Here is a 26,142-nt window from a genome sequence, read left to right on the forward strand (position 1 = left end):
GGATGTTCAGATCCGCTCCCCGCCACCGACGCTTCGCACTGATCGCCCAGCTGGTGGCGGTGGTGCTGGCGATCGGCGCGGCCGTGACCGTGGTCGCCGAGGAGCGGGGGGAGCCGTCCGATCGGCTGACCGCCGAGGAGGCCGCCGCGCCGCCGCTGGTGGCGGGGCCGCTGCCGGAGTCGGTCAGCCCGTCGCCGAGCGCCACGGTGGCGGCGTCGCCGAGCACGCCGCCGGTGCTGAAGATGTCCGGTGTGGTCCCGAGCGCGGGGACCGGCCGGTTCGAGTACGACGACCGGTCCGGTCCGGTTCTGGGCCGTGCGGGCGGGCTGCGTCGCTACCGGGTGGCGGTCGAGTCGGGCAGCGACGAGGACGCGGGTGCGTTCGCGCAGGCTGTCCAGGTGGCGCTCACCGGGCCGGGTAGCTGGGTCGACAGCGGTCGACTGCGGTTGCAACAGGTGCCCGGGGACGCTCCCCGGGACTTCACCGTCTACCTGGCGACCGCCCGTACGGCGGGCCGGATGTGCGCCGCGGGTGGCGTGGACATCCGGGTCGGCGGACGGCCGTACACCTCCTGCCGCGCGCCCGGTCAGGTGATCGTCAACCTGGACCGGTGGCGGCTGTCGGTGCCGCACTACGTCTCGGCGCGGGTGCCGCTGTCGGTGTACCGGACGTACGTGGTCAACCACGAGGTCGGTCACCAGCTCGGTCACCACCACGAGCGCTGCCCGGGCGCGGGACGCCCGGCGCCGGTGATGATGCAGCAGACCCTCTTCCTCAACGGGTGTCGGGCCAATCCGTGGCCGTACGTCGACGGTCGGCGCTACGCCGGGCCGGCACTCTGAGACCGCTCAGACGTATTGCGGTAATAGGCGGGAAAAGCGGAGAATTGACCGAATAGTCTGGCACGCTGGACGTCATGATGCCGTCGTCCCCTTACGGCCCGCCCGAGCCGCCCGACCCATCGGTGGGGTCGGCGGACGAGGGCGTACGTCCCACGCTCACCCGGATGCGCCGTCGTCGTCGACGCGCCGTGCTGCTCGGGCTTCTCGTCCTCGCCACCGCCGTTGGCGTGACCGTGGCCCGGGGAGGCGAGGAGCCGGCCGACGCACCGGTCACCCCGACCGACGGCGGCATGGGCGTGGGCGGCGGGGCGGCCCACCCGGTACCCAGCGACTACCCGTCGGTCGGCGCGGGACGGTTCACCGCCGCCGACGGGGGCACGGTCGTGCACGGCGAGGACGGGCCGCTGCGCCGGTACCGGGTCGTGGTCGAGCGCGACAGCGGCCAGGACGCCGACGCCTTCGCGGCGCGGGTGGACGAGGTGCTGGCCGACCCGCGTAGCTGGATCGCCTCCGGCGAGCTACGCGTGCAGCGGGTGGCCGACGCGCGGGCCGCCGACTTCACCATCTACCTCGCCACCCCGGTCACCTCGGAGCGGATGTGCGCCGAGGGCGGGCTGACCACCGAGCGGTACACGTCCTGCCGGCTGCCCGGCCGGGTCATCATCAACCTGGCCCGCTGGCAGGAGGCGGTGCCCGACTACGGCGCGCCGCTGGAGACGTACCGCACCTACGTGATCAACCACGAGGTCGGCCACGAGTTCGGCGCGGAGCACGAGGCGTGCCCCGGGCCGGGCGAGCCCGCGCCGGTGATGCAGCAACAGACGTACGGGCTGCACGGCTGCGTGGCCAACGCCTGGCCCTACCTCGACGGCCGTCGCTACGCGGGCGACATCGTTCCCTGAGTTATTCCCGCTCCCGCATCGCGGACCACGTGTCCTCCCTCATGGCCGAGCGGGGCCCCGGCGAGCAACAATGGCGCGGTTCACACCGCCGATCCCGGGGAGTCCACCGTGTCGTTGCCCCCGCTCGTCGAGCCCGCCGCCGAGCTGACCGTTGACGAGATCCGCCGCTACTCGCGCCACCTGATCATCCCGGACGTCGGGGTGGCCGGGCAGAAGCGGCTGAAGAACGCCCGGGTGCTCTGTGTCGGCGCCGGTGGCCTCGGCTCACCCGCCCTGCTGTACCTGGCCGCTGCCGGGGTGGGCACGCTCGGCATCATCGACTTCGACACCGTCGACGAGTCCAACCTCCAGCGTCAGGTCATCCACGGGGTGTCCGACGTCGGCCGGTCCAAGGCCGAGTCCGCCGCCGCGTCGATCCGTGAGATCAACCCGCTGGTCAACGTGGAGATCCACAACACCGCGTTGGACCGGGAGAACGTCCGCGAGATCTTCGCCCAGTACGACCTGATCGTCGACGGCACCGACAACTTCGCCACCCGCTACATGGTCAACGACGCGGCGGTGCTGCTCGGCAAGCCGTACGTCTGGGGTTCGATCTACCGCTTCGACGGTCAGGCGTCGGTGTTCTGGGCCGAGCACGGCCCCTGCTACCGGTGCCTCTACCCGGAGCCGCCGCCGCCCGGCATGGTCCCCTCCTGCGCCGAGGGCGGCGTGCTCGGCGTGCTCTGCGCGTCGATCGGGTCGATCCAGGTGAACGAGGCGATCAAGCTGCTCACCGGCATCGGCGAGCCGCTCGTGGGTCGGCTCATGGTCTACGACGCCCTGGAGATGGAGTACCGCAAGATCAAGGTCCGGAAGGACCCGAACTGCGTGCTCTGCGGCGAGAACCCGACCGTCACCGACCTGCTGGAAGACTACGAGGACTTCTGCGGCGCGGTCTCGGTCGAGGCGCAGGAGGCGACGCTCGACTCGACCATCACCGCCCTGGAGCTCAAGGAGTGGCAGGACGCCGGCAAGGACATCTTCCTCGTCGACGTGCGCGAGCCGGCCGAGTACGAGATCGTGCGGATCCCCGGCGCCACCCTGATCCCCAAGGGCGACATCATCTCCGGCGAGGCCCTCGCCAAGCTCCCGCAGGACAAGCAGATCGTGCTGCACTGCAAGTCCGGCGTCCGCTCCGCCGAGGCGCTCGCCGCGCTGAAGTCGGCCGGATTCCGTGACGCCGTGCACGTGCAGGGTGGCGTGCTCTCCTGGATCAAGCAGATCGACCCGTCGCTGCCCGCGTACTGACCGGCGGAGCCGGGGCGGCCCTGCCGTCCCGGCTCCGACCCGTCGCGTCAATCGACGCAGATGGCTCCGACCAGACCCGCGGGCCGAGCGACGCAGCCATTTCCGGCTGGCCGATTCCCCGAGGCGGGATCGCGTCTGCGCAGGTAGCGTCTCCGCCGTGGTCGACTTGGAAGCCGCGATCGGGTTCGTCGTGGCGCACGGTGACGCGGTGGAACGCGCCCGCCTGTCCTGGCTGCGCAACGGTACGCCCGCACCGCCCGAGCTGTTGGACGCGGCCGAGGTCGGCCAGTCGCCCGACGGTGGCTGGCCGGCGACCTGGGGCGGTGAGGTCGCCTCGGTCGACGCCACCTGTTTCCGCCTCGGCGAGCTGGACGACCTCGGCGCGCTGGGCCGTCCCGCCGCCCGCCGGGCTCTGGACTGGTTGGCGTCCCGGCAGCAGCCCGACGGTGGCTGGGACGAAGACCTCTCGCTGGCCGGCTCGGCACCCGAGTGGGCCCGCCCCGGCGACCCCGAGGCGAAACTCTTCCTGACCACCAACGCCGGCTTCTGGCTCACCGTCGCCGGCCTGGACGCCCGCGCCTCGGGTCCGCTCGACCACCGGGTCGGTGGGGCGTACGCCGGTGTGGTGCAGGCCGCCGCCCAGTCGATCGTCGCGCGGCTGCGCCCGGACGGGAGCTGGCCGTCGTTCCTCGCCGCCGGCTGGCTGGGCGCGGCCGTCCTGCACCGTCAGGACATGTTCCAGGAATCGGCGCGCATCCAGGTGGTGCTCGCCGAACGGATGGCCACCATGTCGGCCGGCGACGTGGCCTGGCTGGCGGCCACGCTGCGCCGGGTCGGCATCGACGCCCACGACTGGGTCATGGTGCGCGCCCTGCGCCGGCTCGCCGAGACCCAGCGCAGCGACGGTGGCTGGGAGAGCGACGACGGCCACCAGTTCGACGTGCACTCCACGCTCTCCGCCATCCGGGCCTGCCGCCCGTCCGCAGCCGCCTGAGCGGCCGACGCGCCGTGGCGCACGGCCGCCCGTCCGTGGCCGACAGGCCCTAGCGCACGTGCCCGTCCCCGGTGACGACGTACTTGGTGCTGGTCAGCTCGGGCAGGCCCATCGGCCCCCGGGCGTGCAGTTTCTGGGTGGAGATGCCGATCTCCGCGCCGAAGCCGAACTCGCCGCCGTCGGTGAACCGGGTCGACGCGTTCACCATCACCGCTGCCGCGTCCACCCGGGCGACGAACGCGCGGGCGGCCGTCGTCGAGTCGGTGATGATCGCCTCGGTGTGCCCGGTGCCGAAGCGGCGGATGTGCGCGACCGCCGCGTCCAGCGAGTCGACCACCGCCACCGAGATGTCCGCCGACAGGTACTCCGTGGCGTAGTCCTCCTCGGTGGCCGGGACCACGGCGGCCGAGTGGGCGGCCACCTCGGGGGAGCCGTGCACGGTCACCCCGGCCTCGGCGAACGCGGCCAGCATCGGCGGCAGGAACGCGTCGGCGACGTCCGCGTGCACCAGCAGCGACTCGGCGGTGTTGCAGGTGGACAGCCGTTGCGTCTTGGCGTTCAACGTCACCGCGACCGCCTTTGCCACGTCGGCGGCGGCGTCGACGTAGACGTGGCAGTTGCCCACCCCGGTCTCGATCACCGGCACCGTCGACTCCTCGACCACGGTGCGGATCAGCGACGCGCCACCGCGCGGGATGAGCACGTCGACAAGCCCTCGGGCGCGCATCAGCTCCTTCACCGAGTCGCGTGAGGCGGCGTCGAGCAATTGCACCGCGTCGGCCGGCAGACCGGCCTCGGCGACCGCGTCGCGCAGCACCGCGACCAGCGCGGCGTTCGAGTGCGCGGCCGACGACGACCCGCGCAGCAGCGCCGCGTTGCCGGACTTGAGGCAGATGCCGGCCGCGTCCACCGTCACGTTGGGCCGCGCCTCGTAGATGATGCCGACCACCCCGAACGGCACCCGGATCTGCCGCAACTCCAGGCCGTTGGGCAGAGTGGACCCCCGGACCACCTCGCCGACCGGGTCGGGCAGCGCGGCCATCTCGCGCAGCGCGCCGGCGATGCCGGCCACCCGGCCCTCGTCGAGGGCGAGCCGGTCCAGCACGGCCGCGCTCAGCCCGGCCTCGCGCCCGGCCGCCAGGTCCGCCTCGTTCGCGGTCAGGATCTCCGGGGTACGCGCCACCAGCGCGTCGGCCATCGCGACCAGCGCGGCGTCCTTGACGGTACGGGTGGCCACGGCCAGGTCGGCGGCGGCTTCCCGCGCCCGCCGCGCCTGTTCGGCGACGCTCATCATCGACTCCTCAGAGCAGTACGAGGTCGTCGCGGTGGACGACCTCCCGTTCGTACGCCGGGCCGAGCGCCGCGGCGAGTTCGGAGGTGGAGCGGCCGAGCAGCCCGGGCAGCTCCACCGCGTCGTAGTTGACCAGGCCACGGGCGACCGGTGCGCCGGCGGTGTCGACCAGGTCCACCGGGTCGCCGGCGGTGAAGGTGCCGTCCACGGCGGTGATCCCGGCCGGCAGCAGCGACTTGCGCCGCCCGACGACGGCGGCCACCGCGCCCGGGTCCAGGTGCAGGCGACCCCGGGGCGAGGTGGCGTGGGCCAGCCAGAACAGCCGGGCCGTCGGCCGTTGCCGCTGCGGGTGGAACAGGGTGCCGACCGCTTCACCGGTCAGCGCCGGCGCGGCCAGGTCGGCGGAGGTGAGCACCACGGGGATGCCGAAGCCGGTGGCGATCCGGGCCGCCTCGACCTTGGTCACCATGCCGCCGGTGCCGACGCCGGACCGGCCGGCGCCGCCGATGGTGATCCCGGCGAGATCCTCCTCGCCACGCACCTCGGCGATCCGTACCGACTGCGGGCGGGCCGGGTCGCCGGTCCAGAGCGCGTCCACGTCTGAGAGGAGCACCAGCAGGTCGGCGTGCACCAGGGCGGCCACCAGGGCGGCCAGCCGGTCGTTGTCGCCGAACCGGATCTCCTCGGTGGCGACCGTGTCGTTCTCGTTGACGATCGGCACCGCCCGCAGGTCGAGCAGTTTGCGCAGGGTGCGGTACGCGTTGCGGTAGTGCGCCCGGCGGGTCACGTCGTCGACGGTGAGCAGCACCTGGCCGACGGTGCGACCGTGCCGGGCGAAGCTGGCCGCGTACCTGCCGATCAGCAGGCCCTGACCGACGCTGGCGGCGGCCTGCTGGGTGGCCAGGTCGCGCGGACGTCGGGTCAGGCCGAGCGGGGCGAGGCCGGCGGCGATCGCGCCGGAGGAGACCAGCACGACCTCGCGGCCCTCGGCGCCGAGCCGGCCCAGGGTGTCGACGAGCGCGTCGACCCGCTCGTCGGCCAGCCCGCCGGTCGCGGTGGTCAACGAGGAGGATCCGATCTTGACGACGATCCGCCGAGCGGCCGTGACTGCGTCGCGCACCCGCCCATTCTGCGTGGTCACGCCCGCGTGGTCCGGTGGCGTTCCCATATGGTGGCCGATTGTGACTCCTGACGAGTACGTCGAGGCGGTACTGGACCTCGTGGAGCGGATTCCGGAGGGTCGGGTGATGTCGTACGGCGCGGTCGCCGACGCGCTGGCCGAACGCTCGGGTCGCTCCTCCGCGCGACTGGTGGGCGGCATCATGGCCCGGCACGGCAGCTCGGTGCCCTGGCACCGGGTGGTGACCGCGGGTGGCCGGTTGCCGCCGGGGCACGAGCGCGAGGCGCGGGCCCGACTGCGGGCCGAGGGGACGCCGTTGCGCGGTTCTGGGGTGGACATCGCGGCGGCCGGCTGGTCGCCCGAGGAGGGGATGTGACCCCCGCCATAACGTGAGTAACATTCGGCCCCATGAACCAGCCGCCGGGTGCTGCCGGCCTGCCCGCCACCGGTCGGCTGCCCCGCCCGGTGCACGTCGGATACGCGCTCGGCTCGCTGGCAACCGGCGCGTTCGGCACCGTGCCCGGCCTGCTGTTGCTGCCCTACCTGACCGACACGCTCGGCGTCGCCGCCGGGATGGCCGCCCTGCTGGTGCTGCTGCCCAAGGCGTGGGACGTGCTGGTGAACCCGGTCGCCGGCCGGATCTCCGATCGCACCCGGTCGCGCTGGGGCGCACGCCGGCCGTACCTGCTCGTCGCCGGTCTCGCGCTCGCCGTGCTCTTCGCGGCGATCTTCGCCGCGCCGTTCGACAACGGGCCGGCCGCCGCGGCGTACGTGGCGTTCGCCTTCCTGGCCACGGCCACCGCGTTCGCCTTCTTCCAGGTCCCGTACATGGCGATGCCCGCCGAGATGACCGGCGACCACACCGAACGCACCCGGCTGATGACCTGGCGGATCGCCCTGCTGGCGCTGGCCATCCTGATCTCCGGCGCGGTCGCTCCGCTGGTGGTGACGGCCGGCGGCGACGGGTTGCCCGGGCATCGTTGGATGGGCCTGTTCGTGGCGGCGCTCATCGCCGTCGGCGCGCTCGGCGCGTTCCTCGGCACCCGGTCCGCACCCGCTGGCGCGGTCGGCGTCAGTGAACCGTCGCTGCGTGCCCAACTCGCGGTGGCCGGGGCCAACCGGCCGTTCCGGGCGCTGCTGATCTGCTTCGTGGTGCAGTCCGTGGGGGTGGCGACCATCCTCGCCGGGGTCAACTACTTCGCCGGGCAGATCCTGCGCGACGACCGGAACGGGCCGACGCTGCTCTTCGCCTGTTTCGTCGGGCCGGCCCTGCTGGTGATGCCGCTCTGGGCCCGGGTCGGCGCCCGGCTGGGCAAGCGGGCCGCCCTGGTCACCGCCGGGTTGATCCTCGCCGCCGGGGCGCTCGCCCTGGTCGCCGCCCCGGTGCTGCCCCCGGTCGTGGTCTACCTGGTGGTCGCCGTGCTCGGCGTCGGGTACGCCGGGCAGCAGGTGTTCGCGCTGGCCATGCTCCCGGACTGCATCGCGTACGACACGGCGCGTACCGGCCGCCGGCAGGCGGGTGTCTTCACCGGCCTGTGGACCGCCGGGGAGACCTTCGGCCTGGCTCTCGGCCCCGGCATCTACGGCCTCGTGCTCCAGGTCTCCGGCTACGTCTCCTCCGACACCGGCACGTCGGCCGCCCAGTCCGACACGGCGCGGCTCGGCGTCCTGCTCGGCTTCACCCTGATCCCGGCCCTGCTGATAGCTGGACCCATCCCCCTACTCCGCCACTACACCCTCCCCACCCCCACTCCCGGGGTCACTCCCCGGGTCGATCATGGAGTCGTGGTGGGGGACGAAAGCCGTTGACCGTCACGAGAAGGGCACCACAAATCCATGATCGACGAGAGCAGGGTTGACGCGGGCGCGCTGTCCCGGGACGGGGTCAGCGCGGAGCAGGCGCTGGACGAGGTTCGGCGGCTGCGGGCTGGCGACCGGCCCACCCACGGCGGGCGGCTGTTCGCTTACGTGTACGACCCGGCGGTGCCGGGGCTCGACGACCTCGCGGCCGCCGCGCACTCCGAGAGTGCCCACGTCAACGGGCTCGACCCGACCGCGTTCCCGTCCCTGCTGGCCATGGAGAACGCGCTCGTCGGCGCGGCCGGCCGGGTGCTCGGCGGCGGCCCGGGCACCAGCGCGCCGGACGTGGTCGGCAGCGTCACCAGCGGTGGCACCGAGTCGCTGATCCTCGCCGTCAAGGCGGCCCGGGACGCCCACCCGGAGATCGCCGCGCCTCGGATCGTCGTGCCGTCGACGGCGCACGCCGCGTTCGCCAAGGCGGCGCACTACCTGCGGGTGGCGCTGGACGTGGTGCCGGTCTCGCCGGACACGCTGCGGCCCGAACCCGCCGCGATGGCCGCCGCGATCGGGCCGGACACGGTACTGGTCGCCTGCTCCGCGCCGTCGTACGCGCACGGGGTGGTGGACCCGGTCGCCGAGATCGCCGCCGTCGCCGCCGAGGCCGGGGTGCGCTGCCACGTCGACGCCTGCTTCGGTGGTTGGACCCTGCCGTACCTGCGTCGCCTCGGCGCGCCGGTGCCGGCGTTCGACTTCACCGTCCCCGGTGTCACGTCCATCTCGGTCGACCTGCACAAGTACGGGTACGCGCCGAAGGGCGTGTCGGTGCTGCTGCACCGGGACGCCGCCGGCCGCGCGCCGCAGTACTTCGCGTACGCCGACTGGCCCGGGTACACGATGATCAACCCGGTGATCGCCTCGACCCGCTCGGGCGGACCGATCGCCGCCGCGTACGCCACCCTGCGGCACCTCGGCGACGCCGGCTACCTGCGGTTGGCCGCCACCACCCGGGACGCGGTCGCGGCCCTGGCCGACGCGGTCCGCGCCGTCAACGGGCTGCGGCTGATGGCCGAGCCGGAGTCCACGGTGGTCTGCTTCACCGCCACCGAGGGCGGTCCCGACCTGTTCGTGCTGGTCGACGAGCTGACCGCCCGGGGTTGGCACACCCAGCCCCAGCTGTCGTACGCCGATCTGCCGGCCAGTGTCCATCTCACGGTGACCGCTTCGGTGGCGCCCCGGGTGGCCGAGTTCGGACCGGATCTGGCCGCCGCGGTGGCGGCGGCCCGCGCGACCGGCCCGGTGCAACTGCCCGCCGAACTGGCGTCCCTGCTCGGCGCCCTCACCCCCGAGGCCCTGACGCCGGAGGTGGTGGCCGGCCTGGCCGCCGGGCTGGGCCTGGGCGGTGACGGCGACGCCGCCGGTCCGCTGCCGGATCGGATGGCGGTCGTCAACACGCTGCTCGACGCCGCCCCGCCGGCGCTGCGCGAACGGTTGCTCGTCGAGTTCGTCGGGCTCCTGCAACGCCCCACCTGGGATCCGGCCGTCTGAACGCCGGTGCCCCACCCCGCTCGGGATGGGGCACCGGCCGGCTCAGAGCACGCCGGGCAGTTGCGCCTGGTTGTTCTTGTCGTCGAGGTCGCGCCACTGGCGGTCCTGTGCGTCGAAGTGCACGACGTGGAAGGTGCGCTTCATCGCGGCGGCGCCCGACCGGTCGGGCACCAGGTGGACGAAGGTGTACCGCCGGGACTCACCGGCCGGCACCCCCGGCAGGCGGCACGACTGGTTGTCGTCCGCCGCTGCGGCCTTTGTATCGCACCGGGACCAGTCGCCGCCGGCCGGCTCACCCACGTCGAAGCCCCGGAACTCGACCTGCGCCGCGTCGACCTTCCCCGCGTTGCGGACCGTGAAGACGGTGGTGAGCGTGCGGCCGTCCGGGGCGTCGACGAGCGTGTGGGTCATGGTCAACCGCAGGTCGGTGAGGCGGGGATCCTTGCCGAACGCGGTGGGGCCGCCGGTCTGGGTGAACCGGCCACCCGTGAACCGGTAGGTGCGCTGCTGTTCCTGTGGCCAGTAGGAAGGGGTGTCGCAGCAGGGCTGTAGGTCGGCCACCCGCACCTGGACGGCACCGGCCGCGGTGACGCTCAGCCCGACGATGTCCTGCACCCCGTTGGTGGTCCGGACGACCCGGCCGAGCGTCACGATCCGCCCACTGTCGTCCCGGTCGAAGGCGATGACCTGCTTCGCGAACGCCTCACCGTAGCGGCAGGCGACCAGGGCGACCGACTCTTGCGCGCCGTCGTCGTCCAGGTCGGCGTGGGCCACCTGCACGTCGGTGAGCAGCGGGACGGCGTCCTTGTTCGCGCTGGTCGCCAGCCGTACGTCGGACGTGGTGCAGGTCGACGGCACGAGCGACGGCCAGTCCGGCAGGTCCAGCCGGGCGGCGAGCAGTTGCTGCCGGCTGATCCGGCCGTCCGGGGCGCCGGATTCGGCGGACGGCGGGGAATCCGGCGACGGGGTGGTGGACGGCGTGGTGGGCGGCGCGGTGGTCGGCGGGGGTGTCGGGTCGACGGACTCCGCCGGCACCGGTGGCGTCCGGTCACCCTTCAGCGCGGCGTTGGCGACGACCGGTGCCAGCACCAGCACGACCGCGGCCGCGGCGACCGCCACGACCCTCGTCCGCCGGCGGCGGCGCAGGGTGCGTCGGGCCTGGTCCGGACCGGGGCCGACGGCCCGGGCGGTGACGTCCATGCGGTATGCGGTCAACCGCTCGCGCAGCCGCGGGTCGAGATCAGACATCGGACACCCCCTCGGTGTTCTCGTCCAGCAGTCCGGCCAGGGCGGTCCGGCCCCGGTGCAGCCAGGACTTCACGGTGCCCTCGGCCACGCCTTCCTGGAGGGCGATCTGACTGACCGACAGGTCGGCCAGGTAGTGCAGGATGACGGCCCGCCGGTGGTGGGGAGGCAGTTGCGTGAGTGCCGCGTCGATGGCCACCCGGTCCGGCGTCGGACCGTCCACCTCGGCCTCGACGCGTCGCTGCCGCAGCAGGTGGTTGCGGGCCGTACGGAGCCGACGCCAGCGGCTGCGGGCCAGGTTCCAGGCGACCCGGCGGACCCAGGCCACCGGATCGTCGTACCGGACCAGGCGGTCCCAGCGGGCCAACGCCCGGCAGAACGCCTCCTGGGCGAGATCCTGCGCGTGGCCCAGATCCCCGGTGTACGCGCAGAGTTGGGCGGTGACGCTCCGGAAGTGCGCGTGGTAGAAGTCGTCGAACGGGATCGCCGCCGAATCCGCCCTCTGGGCCGTCAGCGGCGCCGGTGGTTCGTTGGCGCGGGCTCCCATCGTTGCTGTCACTGCCCCTCCCCGTGTGCCGCCGGGCCGGTGCCCTGGGCGCCGGTAACACTCCGCTGCGCGGCCCCTGGTTGCGGCCCGGCCGGCCGCGTATCCGACAGTCGGGGCGCGACGCCGGTGGCAGGGCGACCGGGCCGCGCTCGGGTGAGCGCGGCCCGGTCCGGACTCACCGGTAGGTGATCACCACCGTGTTGTCGGGGTCGTACACCTCCTCCACGAAGTCGAAGCTCGCGTTCATCGGGCGGACGTCCACGTCGGCCTTGCCCGTGCCGACCGTGGTGCCCGCAGCGACCCGGAAACCCAGCGTGAGCCGGACCTCCTTGCCGGCCCCGAGCTTGTTCAGGTCGCAGGTCACCGGCGACCCGGTCTTCGCCGGGTCGTCGCGGCAGGCCGCCCAGCCGGCGCCGTCCGGCCGGACCGCCTCCGGCAGGCCGATCCGCAGGGCCACGTAGGCGGCGGGTTCGTTGCCCCCGTTGCGGACCCGCACGGTGATCGTGCCGGTCCGGGAGCCGTCCGGCGCGTCGGTCAGCACCAGGTTCGTGGCGCTGACGACGAGGTTGACGTCGTGCGGGTTCGGCCCGAAGCTCGTCGGCCCGGAGACCTGCGCGAAGGACCCGCCCTTGAGGCGGTAGCCACGCCACTGTCGCTGCGACCACTCACCGGGCCAGCCGCCACCGGGCGCGATGTCGCCGACCTGCACCCGTACGGTGCCGTCGTCCACCACATCCAGGGCGAACAACCACTGCGGCTTGTCGATGCTCGTCGCGACCACCCGGCCCAGCGTGACGATCCTGCCCTGCTGGTCCCGGTCGAAGGCGACCACCTGCATGGGCCCGCCGGTGCCGAGCACGCACTGCACCAGGGCCACCGCCTCCTGGACGCCGTCCCCGTCGACGTCCCCCTGGTCGAACGCCACCAGCCAGTTGGCCTCCTCGCGGTCGTCAGCGCTGAGCCGGATGCCCGACGTGGAGCAGCCCGGACCGGCGCGCCACGCGGGCAGGGTCACCGACGCGGCGAGCAGTTGGGCTCGGCTGATCTTCCCGCCCGGTGCGGTGGCGGTCGGGCTGCCGCTCGTCAGGGACGGGCTGGGGGCCGGGCTCGCCGAGCCGCTCGGGGTGGGCGAGGCGGAGATGGTCGGGGTGGGGTCGACCGGGCCCGGCTCGCGATCGGGGCCGTTCATCGCCGCGTACCCGACGGCGGCCCCGCCGAACAGCGCGAGCACCGTCGCGGTGTAGGTGCCCAGCCGGCGACGGCCGCGTCCCCGTGCGGTCCGCCGCACGGCGGCGGGCCCGGGCACCTCGACCTCCGCCAGCACGGTACGGCGGTAGTGGGCGAATTCTTCGGCGAGGTCGAGGATCTCCTGCTCAGACATCTCGCACCTCCTCGGTGGTGTCGCGCAGGTGCGTCGCGAGGGCCGCCCGGCCCCGGTGCAGCCAGGACTTGACGGTCCCCTCGGCGACCCGTTCCTGGGCGGCGATCTCGGCGACGGTCAGGTCGGCGAGGTAGTGCAGTACGACGGCCCGGCGCTGCTTCGGTGGCAACTTGGCCAGCGCGGTGTCGAGGGCGACCCGGTCCGGGCTCGGCTCGGCGACGTGGGTCTCCCGTTGCCGCAGCAGCCAGGCCTGCGCGGTGCGCAGCCGCCGCCAACGGTTGTGGCCGAGGTTCCAGGCGACCCGGCGGACCCAGGCCAGCGGATCGTCGTACCGGGCGAGCCGACTCCAGTGGGTGTACGCCCGGCAGAACGCCTCCTGAACCAGGTCCTGCGCCTGCCCACGATCACCCGTGTACGCGGTGAGCTGCACCACCAGGGACCGGAAGTGCGCGTGGTAGAAGTCGTCGAAGACCAGTTCGGCGGTCGCGGGGAGAGGGCTTCCCGGCGGGTCGGGGGGCGGGCCGCCCACCCGTACTTCTCCTGTCACAAGCACTCGTCCTCCCCGTGGTGGCCGCAGCGGCGTGTTCGCCAGCACCGGTCACACACTCGGCCGTGCCCACCGGTTGCGGTCGAAACCGGTGGGGTTGCCTGTCCGGTCCGTGACAACCGGCTGTGATTCACTGTGAGGCGAGGAGAGGGGACGTCCGTGCAGCTACCGGCAGTGCTCGGTGAGCCGATCCGGTTCGTGCTGAACTGGGGGCGCCGCTACTCGCTCTGGGTGTTCAACTTCGGCCTGGCCTGTTGTGCGATCGAGTTCATCGCCACCAGCATGGGCCGGCACGACTTCATCCGGCTCGGCGTGATCCCGTTCGCCCACGGCCCCCGACAGGCCGACCTCATGGTCGTCTCCGGCACGGTGACCGACAAGATGGCCCCGGCCATCAAGCGGCTCTACGACCAGATGCCCGAGCCGAAGTACGTCATCTCGTTCGGCGCGTGCTCCAACTGCGGTGGCCCCTACTGGGACTCGTACTCGGTCACCAAGGGCGTCGACCAGCTCATCCCGGTCGACGTCTACGTACCCGGCTGCCCGCCCCGCCCGGAGGCGCTGCTGCACGGCATCCTGCGCCTTCAGGAGAAGATCGCCGCCGAGCAGTCCGGGATCGGCGGCGTGCCGCAGCGGGACCTGCTCGCCGCGCCGGCCGAGGCCAGCGCACCACGCTCGGTCGACTCCCTCACCGCTCCGCCGGTACGCCCACCCAGCGCGAGTTGACCCCGAGAGCTGGACCCGGCCCGCTAGCGTGCGGACCATGAGCAGCTCAGGGGACCAGCGCTCGGACCACATCGTCGACGTGCTCAACGCGGAGTTCGGCGCGTCGATGGCGATCGACCCGGCGGCCTTCCGCCGCAAGTTCCGGAAGATGGCCGCGTCGCCGTTCGCCTTCTACCGGGGCAGCGCCGCGCTGTTCTACGCCGACCAGCGTGGCGACTTCGCCGACGACCGTTTCCTCGACGAGCGGACCGGCCGGGTGTGGATCCACGGCGACCTGCACGCGGAGAACTTCGGCACGTACATGAACGCCTCCGGGCAACTGGTCTTCAACGTCAACGACTTCGACGAGGCGTACGTCGGGCCGTTCACCTGGGACCTGCGGCGGTTCGTGGCCAGCGTGGCGCTGCTCGGCTACAGCAAGGCCCTGTCCGACACGGTGATCGGTGCGCTGGTCACCGGCTTCGCCCGCGCCTACCTGACCGAGCTGCGGGCGATCGCCGCGGGCGGGGACGACGCCATCGGCTCGATCACCCTGGACAACGCCGACGGCGTGCTGCGCCGGGTGCTCCAACAGGCCCGCCTCAACACGAGGGTCGACCTGCTCGCCGCGCAGACCACCGTCGACAACTACGAGCGGCGGTTCTCCGTCACCGACGGCATCTTCGAGGTCGACCCCCCGACCCGGGACAGGGTGCTCGCCGCCTTCGAGGAGTACCTGGGCACGTTGCCCGCCGCCACGGCCCGGCTGCGTCCGGGGGCCGCCCGGATCAAGGACGTGGTGCTGCGCAAGGGCGTGGGCATCGGCTCGGCGGGGCTGCCGTCGTACAACCTGCTCCTGGAGGGGCACACCCAGGCGCTGGAGAACGACGTGGTGATCTACATGAAGCAGGCGCAGGTTCCGGCGGTGGCCCGCTACAGCACGGACGAGTCGGTGGCCGGTTACTTCCGGCACCAGGGGCACCGGACCGCCGAGTCGCAGCGGGCGTTGCAGGCGCACGCCGACCCGTGGCTGGGCTTCACCGAGCTGGACGGGGCGGGCCAACTGGTCGCCGAGGTGTCCCCGTACGCCGCCGATCTGGACTGGTCCGACGTCAACGAGCCGGACGAGCTGACCGGGGTGCTGGTCGACCTGGGCCGGGCGGTGGCCCGGATGCACTCGGTCGCCGACGACGAGTCCAGCCACGACCTGGTGGACTACTCCACCGAGGAGGCGATCGTCGCGGCGGTGGACGCCGACGAGTCGGGATTCGTCACCCATCTGGTGGACTTCGCGCATGCGTACGGGGTGCGCGCCCGGCAGGATCACCAGCTCTTCGTGGACCTGTTCCGCAACGGCCGGCTACCGGGGATCTAGCCGGTTCAGGAGGCGAACTCCAGGATCACCTTGATGTCGTCCGGCCCGGGGGTGTACGCGTCGGCGTACCTGTTCACCGGCACCCGCCGGGTGATCAGGGAGGAGAGCCAGACCTGGTCGGCGCGCGAGAGCGCCTCGGCTGCCATGTCCCAGTGCCGCCGGTTGGCGTTCACCGAGCCGAACACCACGTTGTTCTCCAGCACCAGCGCCCGGTTCAGCGCCCCGGCGTCGAAGTCGATGGTCCGGCCGCCGCTGGACACCCCGGCCAGGCAGACGATCCCGTTCGGCGCGGCCTTGCACATGACGTCCAGGACGACGGTGGGCGCGCCGGTGCACTCGATCACGACATCCGGCTCGAAGGGCAGGTCGTTGACCGGCACCGCGTGGTACGTGGCGCCCAGCCCGGCGACCAGTTCCGGCTTCGGCCCGTCGGTGGCCCGGTCCAGCACGTGGACGGTGAGCCCGCGCTGGGCGCCGAGCAGCGCCGCCAGCAGCCCGATCGGTCCGGCCCCGGTCACCAGGACGGTCTGCGGCTGCCACTCGGCCCGGTGCCCGATCCGTTCGATGTGGTCCCAGGCCTTGGCCACCACGCTGGTCGGCTCCAACAGCACGCCGACCTGGGCCAGCGCCGGGTCGAGGCGGACCGCGAACTGCGGCTCGATCCGCCAACGGTCGCGGGCGAAACCGGGCAGCGCCTTGATGCCGTGCTCGGTGTACCGCCCGTTGCGGCACATGTCCCACTCGCCGACGGCGCAGTTGGGGCAGGGCACCGGGTCGGGATGCCGGACGATACCGGCCACCAGGTCGCCGGGTTGCACGGTGCCGGTCGGGTCCTCGAGCACCCGGCCCAGCGACTCGTGCCCGATCACCAGCCGGTCCGCGCCCGGTGGCGCCTCGCCGTAGTCGCCGGCGATGATCTCGTGATCGGTGCCGCAGATGCCCACGGCCAACGCCTCGACCAGGACGGCGCCCTCCCCGGACGCCGGCTCCGGCTGATCCTCGACGAGGCTCAGCGAGTTGGCGACCCCGGGTCTCACCGTCACAGCGCGCACGCCCTCATCTTTCCCCGTCGGCCGGACCGCCGCCGGTAAAGCCGGCAGATCACCGGTTGGCCGGGCGGCGACCGTGGGCTCGATCGCCGCCGGGACTCCGCCTCGGCTCGACCGGCCCGGTGGAACAGACCCTAGGATCAGCGGCATGACGTCAGAAGAGGTCGGCGCTCGGCTGGTCGCGCTGCTCGCGCCGGTCGAGGCGACCGCGGCGGTCTCCGGCGGGCAGCGGTTCGCCCGGGCCACCGTCGACGTACCTGCCGCGAGCTGGTCGGCGGCCGTCCGCGCGGCCCGCGACGACAGCGAGCTGGCCTGCGACTTCTTCGACTGGCTGTCGGCGGTCGACGAGTTGGCCGAGGGCTTCGACGTGGTCGCGCACCTCTGGTCGACGCGGCTGCGGCACGGCGTGCTGCTGCGCACCCGGGTGCCCCGCGACACGCCCTCGGTGGCCTCGGTGGTGGACATCTTCCCCGGCGCCGCCTGGCACGAGCGGGAGACCCACGAGATGTTCGGCATCGACTTCGCCGGGCACGGTGAGCTGCGACCGCTGCTGTTGCCACCGGAGTTCGAGGGCAATCCGCTGCGCAAGGAGTTCGTGCTCGCCTCCCGGGTGGCCAAGCCGTGGCCGGGCGCGAAGGAACCGGGCGAGTCGGAGGCCGGCGGCGGCCGTCGTCCGATCCGCCCGCCGGGCGTACCCGCTCCGGGCGAGTGGGGAACGACGCCCACCCCGGCCGGCGCGGCCGGCGTGGGGGAGGGGCCGCGCGGCGGCACCCCGGCCCGTCCGGCGGGTGACCGTCCGGCGCGGCCCGCGCCGGGGGCCCGTCCGGCGCGTACTCCCCGGGCTGCCGGCGCCGCCGACGGCCCGGCCGGGTCCGCGCGGCCCGGGCCGGTCGCGGACCCGGCGGCGCGCGACGACGGCGACCACGACGGGGGTACGCCCTGATGCCGCTCTGGGTGGAGCTGGTGCTCCGGATTGGCGGCGTGGTGGTCGCGTTCCTGACCCTGCCGTTGCTGGTCGGTCAGGCCGAGCACAAGGTGATGGCGCACATGCAGGGCCGGCTCGGCCCGATGTACGCGGGCGGTTTCCACGGCTGGGCGCAGCTCGTGGCGGACGGTGTGAAGTTCGTGCAGAAGGAGGACATCACCCCGCGCGAGGCGGACCGGGCGGTGTTCCGACTGGCCCCCGCGGTGGCGCTGGTGCCCTACCTGCTGGTGCTGCTGGTCATCCCGCTCGGCCCGAACGATTTGGTCGGGCAACCGTTGGACATCGGCCTGTTCTTCGTGCTGGCCGTCGTCGGCATCGGGGTGGTGGCGGTGCTGATGTCGGCGTGGGCGTCGGCCAACAAGTACAGCCTGCTCGGCGGCCTGCGCGGGGCCGCCCAGCTCCTCGGCTACGAGCTGCCGCTGGTGTTGGCCGCCGCGTCGGTGGCGATGGCGGCGGGCACGCTCAGCCTGTCCGGCATCGTCGAGGCGTGGCAGCCCTGGTGGCTGCTCTGGCAGGCGCCCGCGATGATCATTTTCTTCGTGGCGGGGCTGGCCGAGATCCGCCGGCCGCCGTTCGACATGCCGGTGGCCGACTCGGAGCTGGTGTTCGGTTACATGACCGAGTACACGGGTCTGCGGTTCGCGTTCTTCCTGCTCGCCGAGTACGTCGGCATCGTGGTCATCGCCGCGCTGACCACCGTGCTGTTCCTGGGCGGTTGGCAGGGACCGTTCGCCGACGACCAGCTCGGCTGGCTCTGGACGCTACTGAAGATCTTCGCCGTGGCCTTCGTGATCATCTGGCTCCGGGTCTCCTACCCCCGCCTGCGCGAGGACCAACTCCAACGCCTCTGCTGGCTCGTCCTGGTCCCCGCCGCCCTGGCCCAACTGGTCCTCACCGCCGCAGTCCGCGTAGCCCTCTAGCCCCCCGCCCCACCTCCCCGGGCCCGCGCCCCGCCCCGCCCGCCCCGCCTCCCCGGGTCGAGCCCAGCCCAAGCCCCCGCCCCGCGCGCCCCGCCCCGGGCTGAGCAGCGCCCCGTCCCGCCCGCCCGTCGATCATGGAGTCGTGGTGGGTAACAAGGTGCCCCCAACGCCCCAAACCAGGCACCACAAATCCATGATCGACGAGGCCCGGTGGTGACCGCGCCGCGATCTTGCACTTTCTGCGGCGGCATAAGGGGCATCCCTGCTCATGTCGACGACACAAAGTGCAAGATCGACGAGGCTGGGTGGTGCACCGTGCCGCGATCTTGCACTTACTGCGGTGGCATAAGGGGCATATCCACTCATGTCGACGACAGAAAGTGCAAGATCGACGGGGGTCGAAAGAGGCAAGGCGCGGTTTAGGGGAGGGGGGTGTGGGCGGGGTCTACCGGTTCGGCGGGAGGTGGGGGCGGGGTGCCGTCGCCGAAGGGGCGGCCGCCGAGCTTCTCCCGGTCGTGCGGGGTGAGCCAGGTCGACAGGTCGGGGCCGAGCGGCACGATCCCCGTCGGGTTGATGTCGCGGTGCACCTCGTAGTAGTGCCGCTTGATGTGGTCGAAGTCGATGGTGTCGCCGAACCCAGGGGTCTGGAACAGGTCCCGGGCGTACGCCCACAGCACCGGCATCTCGCTCAGCTTCTGCCGGTTGCACTTGAAGTGCCCGTGGTAGACGGGGTCGAAGCGGACCAGCGTGGTGAACAGCCGTACGTCGGCCTCGGTGATGGTGTCGCCGACCAGGTACCGCTGGTCGGTCAGCCGCTCGGTCAACCAGTCAAGCCGGTCGAACAGCCGGTGGTACGCCTTGTCGTACGCCTCCTGGCTGCCGGCGAACCCGCACCGGTACACGCCGTTGTTGACGTCCCGGAACACCACGTCGTTGACCTCGTCGATCTGCTCGCGCAGGTGCCCGGGGTAGAGCTGCGGGGCGCCCTCGCGGTGGTACGGCGTCCACTCGGTGGACAGGTCCAGGCTCATCTGCGCGTAGTCGTTGGTCACCACCTGCCCGGTGGGCACGTCCACCAGCGCCGGAACGGTGATGCCCCGCTCGTAGTCCGGGTAGCGCGCGAAGAACGCCTCCTGGAGGCGCTCGATGCCGAGCACCGGGTCGCGCCCACCCGGGTCGAGGTCGAAGGTCCAGCTCCGGGCGTCGTGGGTCGGACCGGCGATCGCCATCGAGATGACGTCCTCCAGGCCGAGCAGCCGCCGCACGATGATGAGGCGGTTGGCCCACGGGCAGGCGCGGCTGACCACCAGCCGGTAGCGGCCCGGCTCCACCGGGTACCCGTCCCGCCCGTCCGCGGTGATCCGCGTGGCGATGTACCGCTGGTCCCGGGTGAACTCGCCACCCGGCTCGACGTACTTCCCGCCTGTCTGCGCCACGTCGTCCGCCCTTCCCGCTCCGGTTGCCCTCGCCCCCATCCTCGCCGAAATCCGGGGCTCCGGCTCGGCGCGGACGAACCTCGGCTGTCTCCGGTGCTGGCCGGAGCTACCCTGCCGTCATGACGGATGTGGAGACGGCGGCCCGGCGCTTGATCGCCGACGTGTGGAACGCGCGTCGGGAGGAATCGGCGTACGAGCTGATCGCCGAGGAGTGCCCCGGGCTGAGCGGGACGGGCCCGGAGGCGACGCTGGCCTGGCACCGCGAGCGCCGGATGGCGTTTCCGGACCTCCGCTACAAGATCGTCGACGTGGTCGCGGCGGGTGAGCGGGTGGCCGTGCACTGGCGGGCAGCCGGTACGCAGGCCGGACAGTTCGGACCGGTTCCGCCGACCGGGCAGGTGGTCAGCTACTCCGGGGCGACGTTCCTGCGCTTCGACACCGCCGGCCGGATCATCGAGGTGTGGAGCTGCAACGAGCTGCTCCAGCTCCTTCAGCAGCTCGGCGTGGAGATGGTGCCGCCGGCCGGCGGCCTCAGCGGCTCCGCGGCGTGATCCGGCTGATCGGCAGGTTGATCGGGAACGGCTCGCCGGTGTCGACGAACTTCGTCCACCGCCCGGTCTCGGTGTAGACCTCGTTCACCGCGTCGATCCGGTACGTCACGACCTCCAGATCGCCACCCAGGGTCTCGATCCGCCAGTAGTAGGGGATGCCAGCCTGGGCGTACAGCGCCGGCTTCAACACGCGGTCGATCGAGCGGGTGCTCGGTGAGACGATCTCGATGGCGACGACCACCTCGTGCGGCTCGTACCTCGACGGCTCGCGAGCCGCGGCGGTGGCCGTGGTGATCAGCACGTCGGGGATGAAGGAGCGGGTGCGGTTGATCCGAACCTCGACCGCCTGGGTCACGTCGTAGCCGTCGGGGCAGTCCTCGTCGAGCGCGGCACCGAGACGCATCGCGATGCTCTGGTGGGTACGGGTGGGGGAGGGGGACATCAGCAGCACTCCATCGAGCAGTTCCCGGCGACGGCCATCCTCGGGCTGCGCGTCCAGATCGTCAGTCGTCCACTCGCTCTCGGGCGGGTAGTCGCTCTGCAGCGCGGCGGTCATGGCGTGTCCTTCCAGGTGCGTCGCTCTCCCCGCGACCACGGTACCGCCTCGGACCTGTGGGTGGTGGTCGCGCGCGCCGGGGCCACAGGGCAGGATGGTCCACATGACCGACCCCAGCGAGCACGGCGATCCGGCCGGCGGCGTCAGCGAGCGCGGCCTGCCCGGCGCCGGCCTGGTGAAGGGCCTGGCGGTCACCCTCAAGACGATGACCAGCCGCTCGACCACCCAGCAGTACCCGGACGTCGCCCCCGAGCTGCCGCCGCGCTCGCGTGGCGTGATCGCGCTGTCCGAGGAGAACTGCACGGTCTGCATGCTCTGCGCCCGGGAGTGCCCGGACTGGTGCATCTACATCGACTCGCACAAGGAGGAGGTGGCGGTGCCCGGCGCCGCCCGTCCCCGCCAGCGCAACGTGCTCGACCGGTTCGACATCGACTTCTCGCTCTGCATGTACTGCGGCATCTGCATCGAGGTCTGCCCGTTCGACGCGCTCTACTGGTCGCCGGAGTTCGAGTACGCCGAGTACGACATCAAGGACCTGCTGCACGACAAGGACCACCTGGGTCAGTGGATGGCGACGGTTCCGCCGCCGCCCGCGCACGATCCCAACGGCGAGCCGGCAAAGGAGGAGACCGCCGCCGCGCGCAAGGCCGCGCGGTCGGTCCCACCGGCGGTACGCCCCGGCGACGAGGGCCCGACGTCGTGACAGCCCGAGCCGCGGGGGCGGCCCGGTGACCGGCGCGGATCTGCTGCTGCTCGCGCTGGGCGCGGTGGCGGTCGGTGCCGGGGTGCTGGTGGTGACCACCAAGCACCTGGTCCGGGCCGGGCTCTACCTGGTGGTCTGCCTGGGCGCGCTGGCCGGCGACTATCTGGTGCTCGGCGCGGAGTTGGTCGCCTGGGTGCAGGTGCTGATCTACGTGGGCGCGGTGGTGGTGCTGCTGCTGTTCGCGGTGATGCTGACCCGGGCGCCGATCGGCGCGTCCGACGACCTGGACCGACCCGGCTGGCCTGCCGCGTTGATCGGTGGCGGGGCCGGGCTGGGGCTGAGCGTGCTGTTGGTCGACGCGTACCGGTGGAGCACCGTCGCGCTGCCCGGCCCGGGGACGGCGGAGCGGTTGGGTGAGCAGATCTTCGCCTCCTGGGTGCTGCCGTTCGAGGTGCTCTCCGTCCTGCTGCTGTCCGCCCTGGTCGGCGCGGTGGTGTTGTCCCGGCCCGACATCGGCCGCCGCACCGAGGACGCGCCCGCGCCGGCCGCGGAACTGGCCTCCGGGGGGCGCCGGTGAGGCCGGTCATCCCGTACGTCACCGCCGCGCTGCTGTTCGGCCTCGGCGTGTACGGCGTGCTGCGGCGACGCAACGCCGTGCTGGTGCTCATGTCGGTCGAGCTGATGCTCAACGCGGTGAACCTGATCCTGGTCACCGCGGACACCACCGCCCGTGCGGTGCTGCCGCACTCCGGTCAGGTGTTCGCGCTGTTCGTCATCGTGCTCGCCGCCGCCGAGATCGGGGTGGGGTTGGCGATCGTGCTCCAGCTCTACCGCCTGCGATCCACCGTGGCGGTGGACGACGTGGCGTTGACCGAGCCGGCGACGTCGTCCGTCACCGGGGACGCGGAGGCGGGCCGGTGACCGGGCTGCTCGGGGCGGCGCTGCCCGCCGTACCGCTGCTCGCCGGCCTGATCGGGCTGCTGCTGCCGCCGGCCCCCCGACACCAAAGTGGCGGGGACCGCGCCCGGACGGCGGCCGTGACGATCGGCGTGGCCGGTGCCGCCGCCGCGCTGGCCCTCGCAGTGGCCCTGCTGGTGACGGTCGACGGTCCGACCGAGACGTCGACGACCTGGGTCGACCTCGGCGGGTTGGCGGTGACCCTCGGGGTGCGGCTGGACGGCGCCGCCGCGCTGGTCGCCGTCGCGGTCGCCGCGGTGGCGCTGGCCGTGCAGGTCTACTCGATCGGCTACCTGCGGCGCGGTCCGCACGACGACGTCGACGTCGACCACCGCTACCCGCCGTACGCCGCCCAGATCAGCCTCTTCACCGGGGCGATGCTGCTGGTGGTGGTCGCCGGTGACCTGATCATGCTGCTGGTGGGGTGGGAGGTGATGGGCCTCTGCTCGTACCTGCTCATCGCCCACGACCGCCGGCTCGCGGGCGCGCCGGCCGCCGCCATGAAGGCGTTCCTGGTGACCCGGGTCGGTGACGTCGGCTTCCTGCTCGGCATCGCGCTGCTCGGCGTCTCGACGGGCAGTTTCCGGATCGCCGACGTGCTCGCGCACGACCACTCCGGCGCGACCCTGACCGCCGCCGGCCTGCTGCTGCTCGCCGGGGTGGCCGGCAAGAGCGCGCAGTTCCCGCTGCACACCTGGCTACCGGACGCGATGGCCGGCCCGACGCCGATCTCCGCGCTGATCCACGCCGCGACGATGGTCGCCGCCGGGGTGTACGCGGTGACCCGGCTCTACCCGCTGTTCACCGCCGCTCCGGTGACGTTGACGGTGCTCGGGGTGCTCGCCGCGATCACCCTGCTGCTCGGGGTGCTCGCCGCCACCGCGCAGGACGACATCAAACGGGTGCTGGCCTGGTCGACCGTCTCCCAGCTGGGTTACATGACGGGTGCGCTGGCCGTCGGCTCGCCGTCGGCCGCGCTGTTCCACCTGCTCACCCACGCCGCGTTCAAGGCGCTGCTGTTCCTCGCCGCCGGCGCGGTGATCCACGCGGTGGGCACCACACTGATGTCGGAGATGGGCGGGCTGCGCCGGAGCATGCCGGTGACGTTCTGGTGCACGGTGATCGGTCTCGGCGCGCTCGCCGGGGTGCCGCCGCTGGCCGGCTTCTGGAGCAAGGACGGCGTGCTGACCGTCGCCGAGTCGGCGGCGCTGGAGGGCACCGGTCCCGCGCCGTCGTGGGTGGGCTGGCTGGTCTGGCTGGCCGGGCTGCTCGGCGTGGCGATCACCGCCTGGTACGCGGGTCGGCTGCTGCTGCGGACCTTCTTCGGCGAGACCCGGTTGCCGCTGGTGCACCCGCACGACCCGCCGGCGGTGCTGCGGTGGCCGGTGCTGCTGCTCGCCGTGCCGGCCGCGCTGCTGGGCCTGGCCGGGTTCGTCGGGGCGTTCGCCGACCGGCTGCGGTTCGCCACCGTGCCGGTCGCGGGAGCGGAGGACGGCCTGGTGCACGTCGGGCCGGGGCTGTTGCTGCCGTTGGCGCTGCTGCTGGTGGGCGCGGGGCTGGTGTGGGCGCGCTGGCGTCGGGACACCGCCGCCGACCCGGCGACCGCGCTGGGTCCGCTGCGCCCGGCCTTCGCCCGCGCGTTCCGGCTCGACGACGTCCAGCACACCCTTGTCGTACGCCCCGTCCGGGCGCTGGCCCGACTCGCGCGTACCGGCGACGAGGTGGTGGTGGACGGGCTTGTGGAGGGCAGCGGCAAGGCCGCGACGGGCCTGGGGGCCGGGCTGGCCGCGCTGCACCGGGCGGCGCTGCCCCGGGCCGCCGCCGGTGTGCTGGCCGGCGCGCTGCTGATCGGCCTGGCCGCCGCCGTCATGGGGGTGGTGTCATGACGTTCGGGCAGGTGCTGCTCGTCGCCGTGCTGGCCCTGCCGGCGCTGGGTGCGGTCGCGGTGGCGGCGACACCCCGGGACCGGGCGGCGCGGATCGTCGGCACGGTCGCGGCGGCGTTGACCCTGCTGGCCGCCGTGGCGTTGGTGTCCGGTGGGCGGGGCTGGTTCGCCTGGTCGGCCGGTACGCCGGCGGTGCGCCCCTGGCACCAGGTGGACCTGCCCTGGGCGTCCGGCCTGGAACTGCGCTTCCACCTCGGCGTCGACGGCATCTCCTGGCCGCTGGTGGTGCTGACCGCGCTGCTCACGTTGCTCTGCTGCGGGTACACGCTGTGGCGGGTGCCCGACGGCGGCAGTGGCCGGGCGCTGGTGGCGCTGCTGCTGGTCGTCGAGGTGGGCATCCTCGGCACGTTCCTCGCCCTGGACCTGGTGCTGTTCTTCCTCTTCTTCGAGGTCGTCCTGCTGCCGATGTACGCGATCATCGCCGGCTGGGGTGGCGCCGACCGGCGGCGGGCGGGCCGCAAGTTCGTGCTCTACACGCTCGTCGGTTCGGTGCTGCTGCTGGTCGGCGTGTACGTCGTGGTCGCCGCCGCCGGCACCGCCGACATCGTGGCCCTGACCGGCGGAGCCGGACTGTCCCGGGGCACCCAGCTGGCCGCGTTCACGCTGCTCGCGCTCGCGTTCGCGGTGAAGAGCCCACTCTGGCCGCTGCACTCGTGGCTGCCCGACGCGCACACGCAGGCCCCGACGGTGGGCAGCGTGGTGCTGGCGGGGGTGCTGCTCAAGATGGGCACGTACGGGCTGATCCGGGTGGCCGTGGGGGTGGCCCCGGAGGGTGCCCGCTGGGCCGCCCCGGTGCTCGGCGTGCTGGCGGTCGCCGCGATCCTGGTCGGCTCGCTGGTTTGCCTGGCGCAGGTCGAGGTGAAGCGGCTCATCGCGTACTCCAGCGTGGGGCACATGGGTTTCGTCCTGCTGGGCGTGGCCACGCTGACCGCCACCGGCATCCAGGCGGCCCTGATCGGCAACGTGGCCCACGGCGTCATCACCGGCCTGCTGTTCTTCCTGGCCGGGGCCGTGAAGGACCGCACCGGCACGGGTGCGCTCGCCGACCTGTCCGGGCTGCGGGAGACCGCGCCCCGCCTCGCCGGTCTGCTGGCGTTCGCGGCCGTCGCGTCGCTGGGCCTGCCCGGGCTGGCCGGCTTCTGGGGGGAGGCGTTCGCGGTGGTCGCGGCGATCGGCGTGGGCGGCCCGCTGTGGCTGACCCTCGGGGTGCTGGCGGCGGTCGGTGGCGCGCTCACGGCCGCGTACTTCCTGCGGTTGTTGCGCCAGGTCACCCACGGTCGGCCGAGCACCGCGGTGGGCGGCGTCGGCGCGGGACTGGCCGGCGCGGAGGTGACCGCGTGGGCGCCGCTGGTGCTGCTCGCGCTGGCCATCGGGCTGGTTCCGGCGCTGGTCCTCGGTGTCGCCGAGGCGCCCGTCGACGCCCTCGTCGAGGTGATCCACAGGTGAGCACGGAGAG

26 protein-coding genes are annotated in these 26,142 nt (G+C 73.0%); 17 read left to right on the forward strand and 9 right to left on the reverse strand.

Annotation, left to right across the window (positions count from 1 at the left end):
• The first annotated feature begins 2 nt into the window (after window positions 1-2).
• The 4 genes from AC3EN4_RS24770 to AC3EN4_RS24785 all read left to right on the forward strand — a co-directional run bounded on the left by AC3EN4_RS24770 (window position 3) and on the right by AC3EN4_RS24785 (window position 4,028).
• Window positions 3-842 (forward strand): DUF3152 domain-containing protein, encoded by an 840-nt coding sequence (locus tag AC3EN4_RS24770; RefSeq protein ID WP_435208182.1) that lies wholly within the window; start codon window positions 3-5, stop codon window positions 840-842.
• Between the two features lie 74 nt (window positions 843-916).
• Window positions 917-1,744 (forward strand): DUF3152 domain-containing protein, encoded by an 828-nt coding sequence (locus tag AC3EN4_RS24775; protein ID WP_435208184.1) that lies wholly within the window; start codon window positions 917-919, stop codon window positions 1,742-1,744.
• A 108-nt stretch (window positions 1,745-1,852) separates the two neighbouring features.
• Entirely contained in the window at window positions 1,853-3,034 is a 1,182-nt protein-coding gene (gene moeZ / locus AC3EN4_RS24780) for an adenylyltransferase/sulfurtransferase MoeZ (RefSeq protein ID WP_435208186.1), read from the forward strand.
• Between the two features lie 106 nt (window positions 3,035-3,140).
• Window positions 3,141-4,028 (forward strand): prenyltransferase/squalene oxidase repeat-containing protein, encoded by an 888-nt coding sequence (locus tag AC3EN4_RS24785; protein ID WP_422740834.1) that lies wholly within the window; start codon window positions 3,141-3,143, stop codon window positions 4,026-4,028.
• Window positions 4,029-4,077: 49 nt separating this feature from the next.
• Here the strand turns inward: AC3EN4_RS24785 and AC3EN4_RS24790 are convergent, their stop codons facing one another.
• Window positions 4,078-5,319, reverse strand: a complete 1,242-nt coding sequence (locus AC3EN4_RS24790; RefSeq protein ID WP_435208187.1) for a glutamate-5-semialdehyde dehydrogenase — start codon at window positions 5,317-5,319, stop codon at window positions 4,078-4,080.
• A 10-nt stretch (window positions 5,320-5,329) separates the two neighbouring features.
• Entirely contained in the window at window positions 5,330-6,487 is a 1,158-nt protein-coding gene (proB, locus tag AC3EN4_RS24795) for a glutamate 5-kinase (RefSeq protein WP_435208189.1), read from the reverse strand.
• 13 nt (window positions 6,488-6,500) lie between these two features.
• Here proB and AC3EN4_RS24800 point away from each other — a divergent pair, with 13 nt between their 5' ends.
• Genes AC3EN4_RS24800 through AC3EN4_RS24810 form a run of 3 tightly spaced genes read left to right on the forward strand, consistent with a single transcriptional unit; the run spans window position 6,501 to window position 9,784 of the window.
• Entirely contained in the window at window positions 6,501-6,815 is a 315-nt protein-coding gene (locus tag AC3EN4_RS24800) for an MGMT family protein (protein ID WP_435208190.1), read from the forward strand.
• Between the two features lie 32 nt (window positions 6,816-6,847).
• The gene (locus tag AC3EN4_RS24805) at window positions 6,848-8,248 is read left to right on the forward strand and encodes an MFS transporter (RefSeq protein ID WP_435208192.1); all 1,401 of its coding nucleotides are present in this window, start codon (window positions 6,848-6,850) and stop codon (window positions 8,246-8,248) included.
• A 27-nt stretch (window positions 8,249-8,275) separates the two neighbouring features.
• Complete coding sequence (locus AC3EN4_RS24810; RefSeq protein WP_435208194.1) at window positions 8,276-9,784, forward strand: pyridoxal phosphate-dependent decarboxylase family protein; 1,509 nt, start codon at window positions 8,276-8,278, stop codon at window positions 9,782-9,784.
• 42 nt (window positions 9,785-9,826) lie between these two features.
• Here the strand turns inward: AC3EN4_RS24810 and AC3EN4_RS24815 are convergent, their stop codons facing one another.
• From AC3EN4_RS24815 to AC3EN4_RS24830, 4 genes are all read right to left on the reverse strand, one after another.
• A complete protein-coding gene (locus AC3EN4_RS24815; protein WP_435208196.1) occupies window positions 9,827-11,032 on the reverse strand; it encodes a hypothetical protein in 1,206 nt (401 codons plus the stop codon).
• Window positions 11,025-11,588 carry a SigE family RNA polymerase sigma factor gene (locus AC3EN4_RS24820; protein WP_422737004.1) on the reverse strand — a complete coding sequence of 188 codons (564 nt, stop codon included), beginning with the start codon at window positions 11,586-11,588 and terminating at the stop codon, window positions 11,025-11,027. Before AC3EN4_RS24820 ends, AC3EN4_RS24815 begins: the two co-directional genes overlap by 8 nt.
• 163 nt (window positions 11,589-11,751) lie before the next feature.
• The gene (locus AC3EN4_RS24825; RefSeq protein ID WP_435208199.1) at window positions 11,752-12,957 is read right to left on the reverse strand and encodes a hypothetical protein; all 1,206 of its coding nucleotides are present in this window, start codon (window positions 12,955-12,957) and stop codon (window positions 11,752-11,754) included.
• On the reverse strand, window positions 12,950-13,486 hold the full coding sequence (locus tag AC3EN4_RS24830) for an RNA polymerase sigma factor (protein WP_435208201.1): 537 nt from the start codon (window positions 13,484-13,486) through the stop codon (window positions 12,950-12,952). Before AC3EN4_RS24830 ends, AC3EN4_RS24825 begins: the two co-directional genes overlap by 8 nt.
• A gap of 177 nt (window positions 13,487-13,663) precedes the next feature.
• On the opposite strand from AC3EN4_RS24830, the gene AC3EN4_RS24835 reads away from it, so the two are divergent.
• Together AC3EN4_RS24835 and AC3EN4_RS24840 are read left to right on the forward strand one after the other, a co-directional pair.
• Entirely contained in the window at window positions 13,664-14,230 is a 567-nt protein-coding gene (locus AC3EN4_RS24835; protein WP_435208203.1) for an NADH-quinone oxidoreductase subunit B, read from the forward strand.
• 37 nt (window positions 14,231-14,267) lie between these two features.
• The gene (locus AC3EN4_RS24840) at window positions 14,268-15,584 is read left to right on the forward strand and encodes a DUF2252 domain-containing protein (protein WP_435208205.1); all 1,317 of its coding nucleotides are present in this window, start codon (window positions 14,268-14,270) and stop codon (window positions 15,582-15,584) included.
• Window positions 15,585-15,589: 5 nt separating this feature from the next.
• On the opposite strand, the gene AC3EN4_RS24845 is transcribed toward AC3EN4_RS24840, so the two are convergent.
• Window positions 15,590-16,636 (reverse strand): glucose 1-dehydrogenase, encoded by a 1,047-nt coding sequence (locus AC3EN4_RS24845; RefSeq protein ID WP_435208207.1) that lies wholly within the window; start codon window positions 16,634-16,636, stop codon window positions 15,590-15,592.
• Window positions 16,637-16,781: 145 nt separating this feature from the next.
• Here AC3EN4_RS24845 and AC3EN4_RS24850 point away from each other — a divergent pair, with 145 nt between their 5' ends.
• Window positions 16,782-17,576 carry an NADH-quinone oxidoreductase subunit C gene (locus tag AC3EN4_RS24850; RefSeq protein ID WP_422736998.1) on the forward strand — a complete coding sequence of 265 codons (795 nt, stop codon included), beginning with the start codon at window positions 16,782-16,784 and terminating at the stop codon, window positions 17,574-17,576.
• The gene (locus tag AC3EN4_RS24855) at window positions 17,576-18,538 is read left to right on the forward strand and encodes a complex I subunit 1/NuoH family protein (protein WP_435208209.1); all 963 of its coding nucleotides are present in this window, start codon (window positions 17,576-17,578) and stop codon (window positions 18,536-18,538) included. The genes AC3EN4_RS24850 and AC3EN4_RS24855 overlap by 1 nt, the downstream gene beginning before the upstream one ends.
• A gap of 419 nt (window positions 18,539-18,957) precedes the next feature.
• Here AC3EN4_RS24855 and AC3EN4_RS24860 read toward each other — a convergent pair whose 3' ends face one another.
• A complete protein-coding gene (locus AC3EN4_RS24860) occupies window positions 18,958-20,013 on the reverse strand; it encodes a glutathione S-transferase family protein (RefSeq protein ID WP_435208211.1) in 1,056 nt (351 codons plus the stop codon).
• Window positions 20,014-20,093: 80 nt separating this feature from the next.
• Here AC3EN4_RS24860 and AC3EN4_RS24865 point away from each other — a divergent pair, with 80 nt between their 5' ends.
• Window positions 20,094-20,525: an ester cyclase gene (locus AC3EN4_RS24865; RefSeq protein WP_435208212.1), complete on the forward strand. Its 432-nt coding sequence runs from the start codon at window positions 20,094-20,096 to the stop codon at window positions 20,523-20,525.
• On the opposite strand, the gene AC3EN4_RS24870 is transcribed toward AC3EN4_RS24865, so the two are convergent.
• Window positions 20,506-21,081: a Uma2 family endonuclease gene (locus AC3EN4_RS24870; protein ID WP_435208214.1), complete on the reverse strand. Its 576-nt coding sequence runs from the start codon at window positions 21,079-21,081 to the stop codon at window positions 20,506-20,508. The two genes, AC3EN4_RS24865 and AC3EN4_RS24870, sit on opposite strands and share 20 nt — an antisense overlap.
• Window positions 21,082-21,175: 94 nt before the next feature.
• On the opposite strand from AC3EN4_RS24870, the gene AC3EN4_RS24875 reads away from it, so the two are divergent.
• From AC3EN4_RS24875 to AC3EN4_RS24895, 5 genes are read left to right on the forward strand one after another with little or no spacing between them, the layout of a single operon-like run.
• Window positions 21,176-21,784 carry a NuoI/complex I 23 kDa subunit family protein gene (locus tag AC3EN4_RS24875; RefSeq protein ID WP_435208215.1) on the forward strand — a complete coding sequence of 203 codons (609 nt, stop codon included), beginning with the start codon at window positions 21,176-21,178 and terminating at the stop codon, window positions 21,782-21,784.
• Window positions 21,785-21,809: 25 nt separating this feature from the next.
• Window positions 21,810-22,361, forward strand: coding sequence for an NADH-quinone oxidoreductase subunit J family protein (locus AC3EN4_RS24880; RefSeq protein WP_435208217.1), 552 nt, complete (start codon window positions 21,810-21,812; stop codon window positions 22,359-22,361).
• Window positions 22,358-22,705 (forward strand): NADH-quinone oxidoreductase subunit NuoK, encoded by a 348-nt coding sequence (gene nuoK, locus AC3EN4_RS24885; protein WP_435208219.1) that lies wholly within the window; start codon window positions 22,358-22,360, stop codon window positions 22,703-22,705. The genes AC3EN4_RS24880 and nuoK overlap by 4 nt, the downstream gene beginning before the upstream one ends.
• Window positions 22,702-24,627, forward strand: a complete 1,926-nt coding sequence (locus tag AC3EN4_RS24890) for an NADH-quinone oxidoreductase subunit 5 family protein (RefSeq protein WP_435208221.1) — start codon at window positions 22,702-22,704, stop codon at window positions 24,625-24,627. The genes nuoK and AC3EN4_RS24890 overlap by 4 nt, the downstream gene beginning before the upstream one ends.
• Window positions 24,624-26,132 (forward strand): complex I subunit 4 family protein, encoded by a 1,509-nt coding sequence (locus AC3EN4_RS24895; protein WP_435208223.1) that lies wholly within the window; start codon window positions 24,624-24,626, stop codon window positions 26,130-26,132. The genes AC3EN4_RS24890 and AC3EN4_RS24895 overlap by 4 nt, the downstream gene beginning before the upstream one ends.
• The last annotated feature ends 10 nt before the right edge of the window (window positions 26,133-26,142 follow it).

It is taken from the genome of Micromonospora sp. bgisy143, assembly GCF_057708145.1.

Coding starts and splice junctions, on each gene's coding strand:
- AC3EN4_RS24770 (WP_435208182.1), top strand. CDS start 3: ATGTTCAGATCCGCTCCCCGCCACCGACGCTTCGCACTGATCGCCCAG.
- AC3EN4_RS24775 (WP_435208184.1), top strand. CDS start 917: ATGATGCCGTCGTCCCCTTACGGCCCGCCCGAGCCGCCCGACCCATCG.
- AC3EN4_RS24790 (WP_435208187.1), bottom strand. CDS start 5,319: ATGAGCGTCGCCGAACAGGCGCGGCGGGCGCGGGAAGCCGCCGCCGAC.
- proB (WP_435208189.1), bottom strand. CDS start 6,487: ATGGGAACGCCACCGGACCACGCGGGCGTGACCACGCAGAATGGGCGG.
- AC3EN4_RS24805 (WP_435208192.1), top strand. CDS start 6,848: ATGAACCAGCCGCCGGGTGCTGCCGGCCTGCCCGCCACCGGTCGGCTG.
- AC3EN4_RS24810 (WP_435208194.1), top strand. CDS start 8,276: ATGATCGACGAGAGCAGGGTTGACGCGGGCGCGCTGTCCCGGGACGGG.
- AC3EN4_RS24815 (WP_435208196.1), bottom strand. CDS start 11,032: ATGTCTGATCTCGACCCGCGGCTGCGCGAGCGGTTGACCGCATACCGC.
- AC3EN4_RS24825 (WP_435208199.1), bottom strand. CDS start 12,957: ATGTCTGAGCAGGAGATCCTCGACCTCGCCGAAGAATTCGCCCACTAC.
- AC3EN4_RS24840 (WP_435208205.1), top strand. CDS start 14,268: ATGAGCAGCTCAGGGGACCAGCGCTCGGACCACATCGTCGACGTGCTC.
- AC3EN4_RS24850 (WP_422736998.1), top strand. CDS start 16,782: ATGACGTCAGAAGAGGTCGGCGCTCGGCTGGTCGCGCTGCTCGCGCCG.
- AC3EN4_RS24855 (WP_435208209.1), top strand. CDS start 17,576: ATGCCGCTCTGGGTGGAGCTGGTGCTCCGGATTGGCGGCGTGGTGGTC.
- AC3EN4_RS24860 (WP_435208211.1), bottom strand. CDS start 20,013: ATGGGGGCGAGGGCAACCGGAGCGGGAAGGGCGGACGACGTGGCGCAG.
- AC3EN4_RS24865 (WP_435208212.1), top strand. CDS start 20,094: ATGACGGATGTGGAGACGGCGGCCCGGCGCTTGATCGCCGACGTGTGG.
- AC3EN4_RS24870 (WP_435208214.1), bottom strand. CDS start 21,081: ATGACCGCCGCGCTGCAGAGCGACTACCCGCCCGAGAGCGAGTGGACG.
- AC3EN4_RS24875 (WP_435208215.1), top strand. CDS start 21,176: ATGGTCCACATGACCGACCCCAGCGAGCACGGCGATCCGGCCGGCGGC.
- AC3EN4_RS24895 (WP_435208223.1), top strand. CDS start 24,624: ATGACGTTCGGGCAGGTGCTGCTCGTCGCCGTGCTGGCCCTGCCGGCG.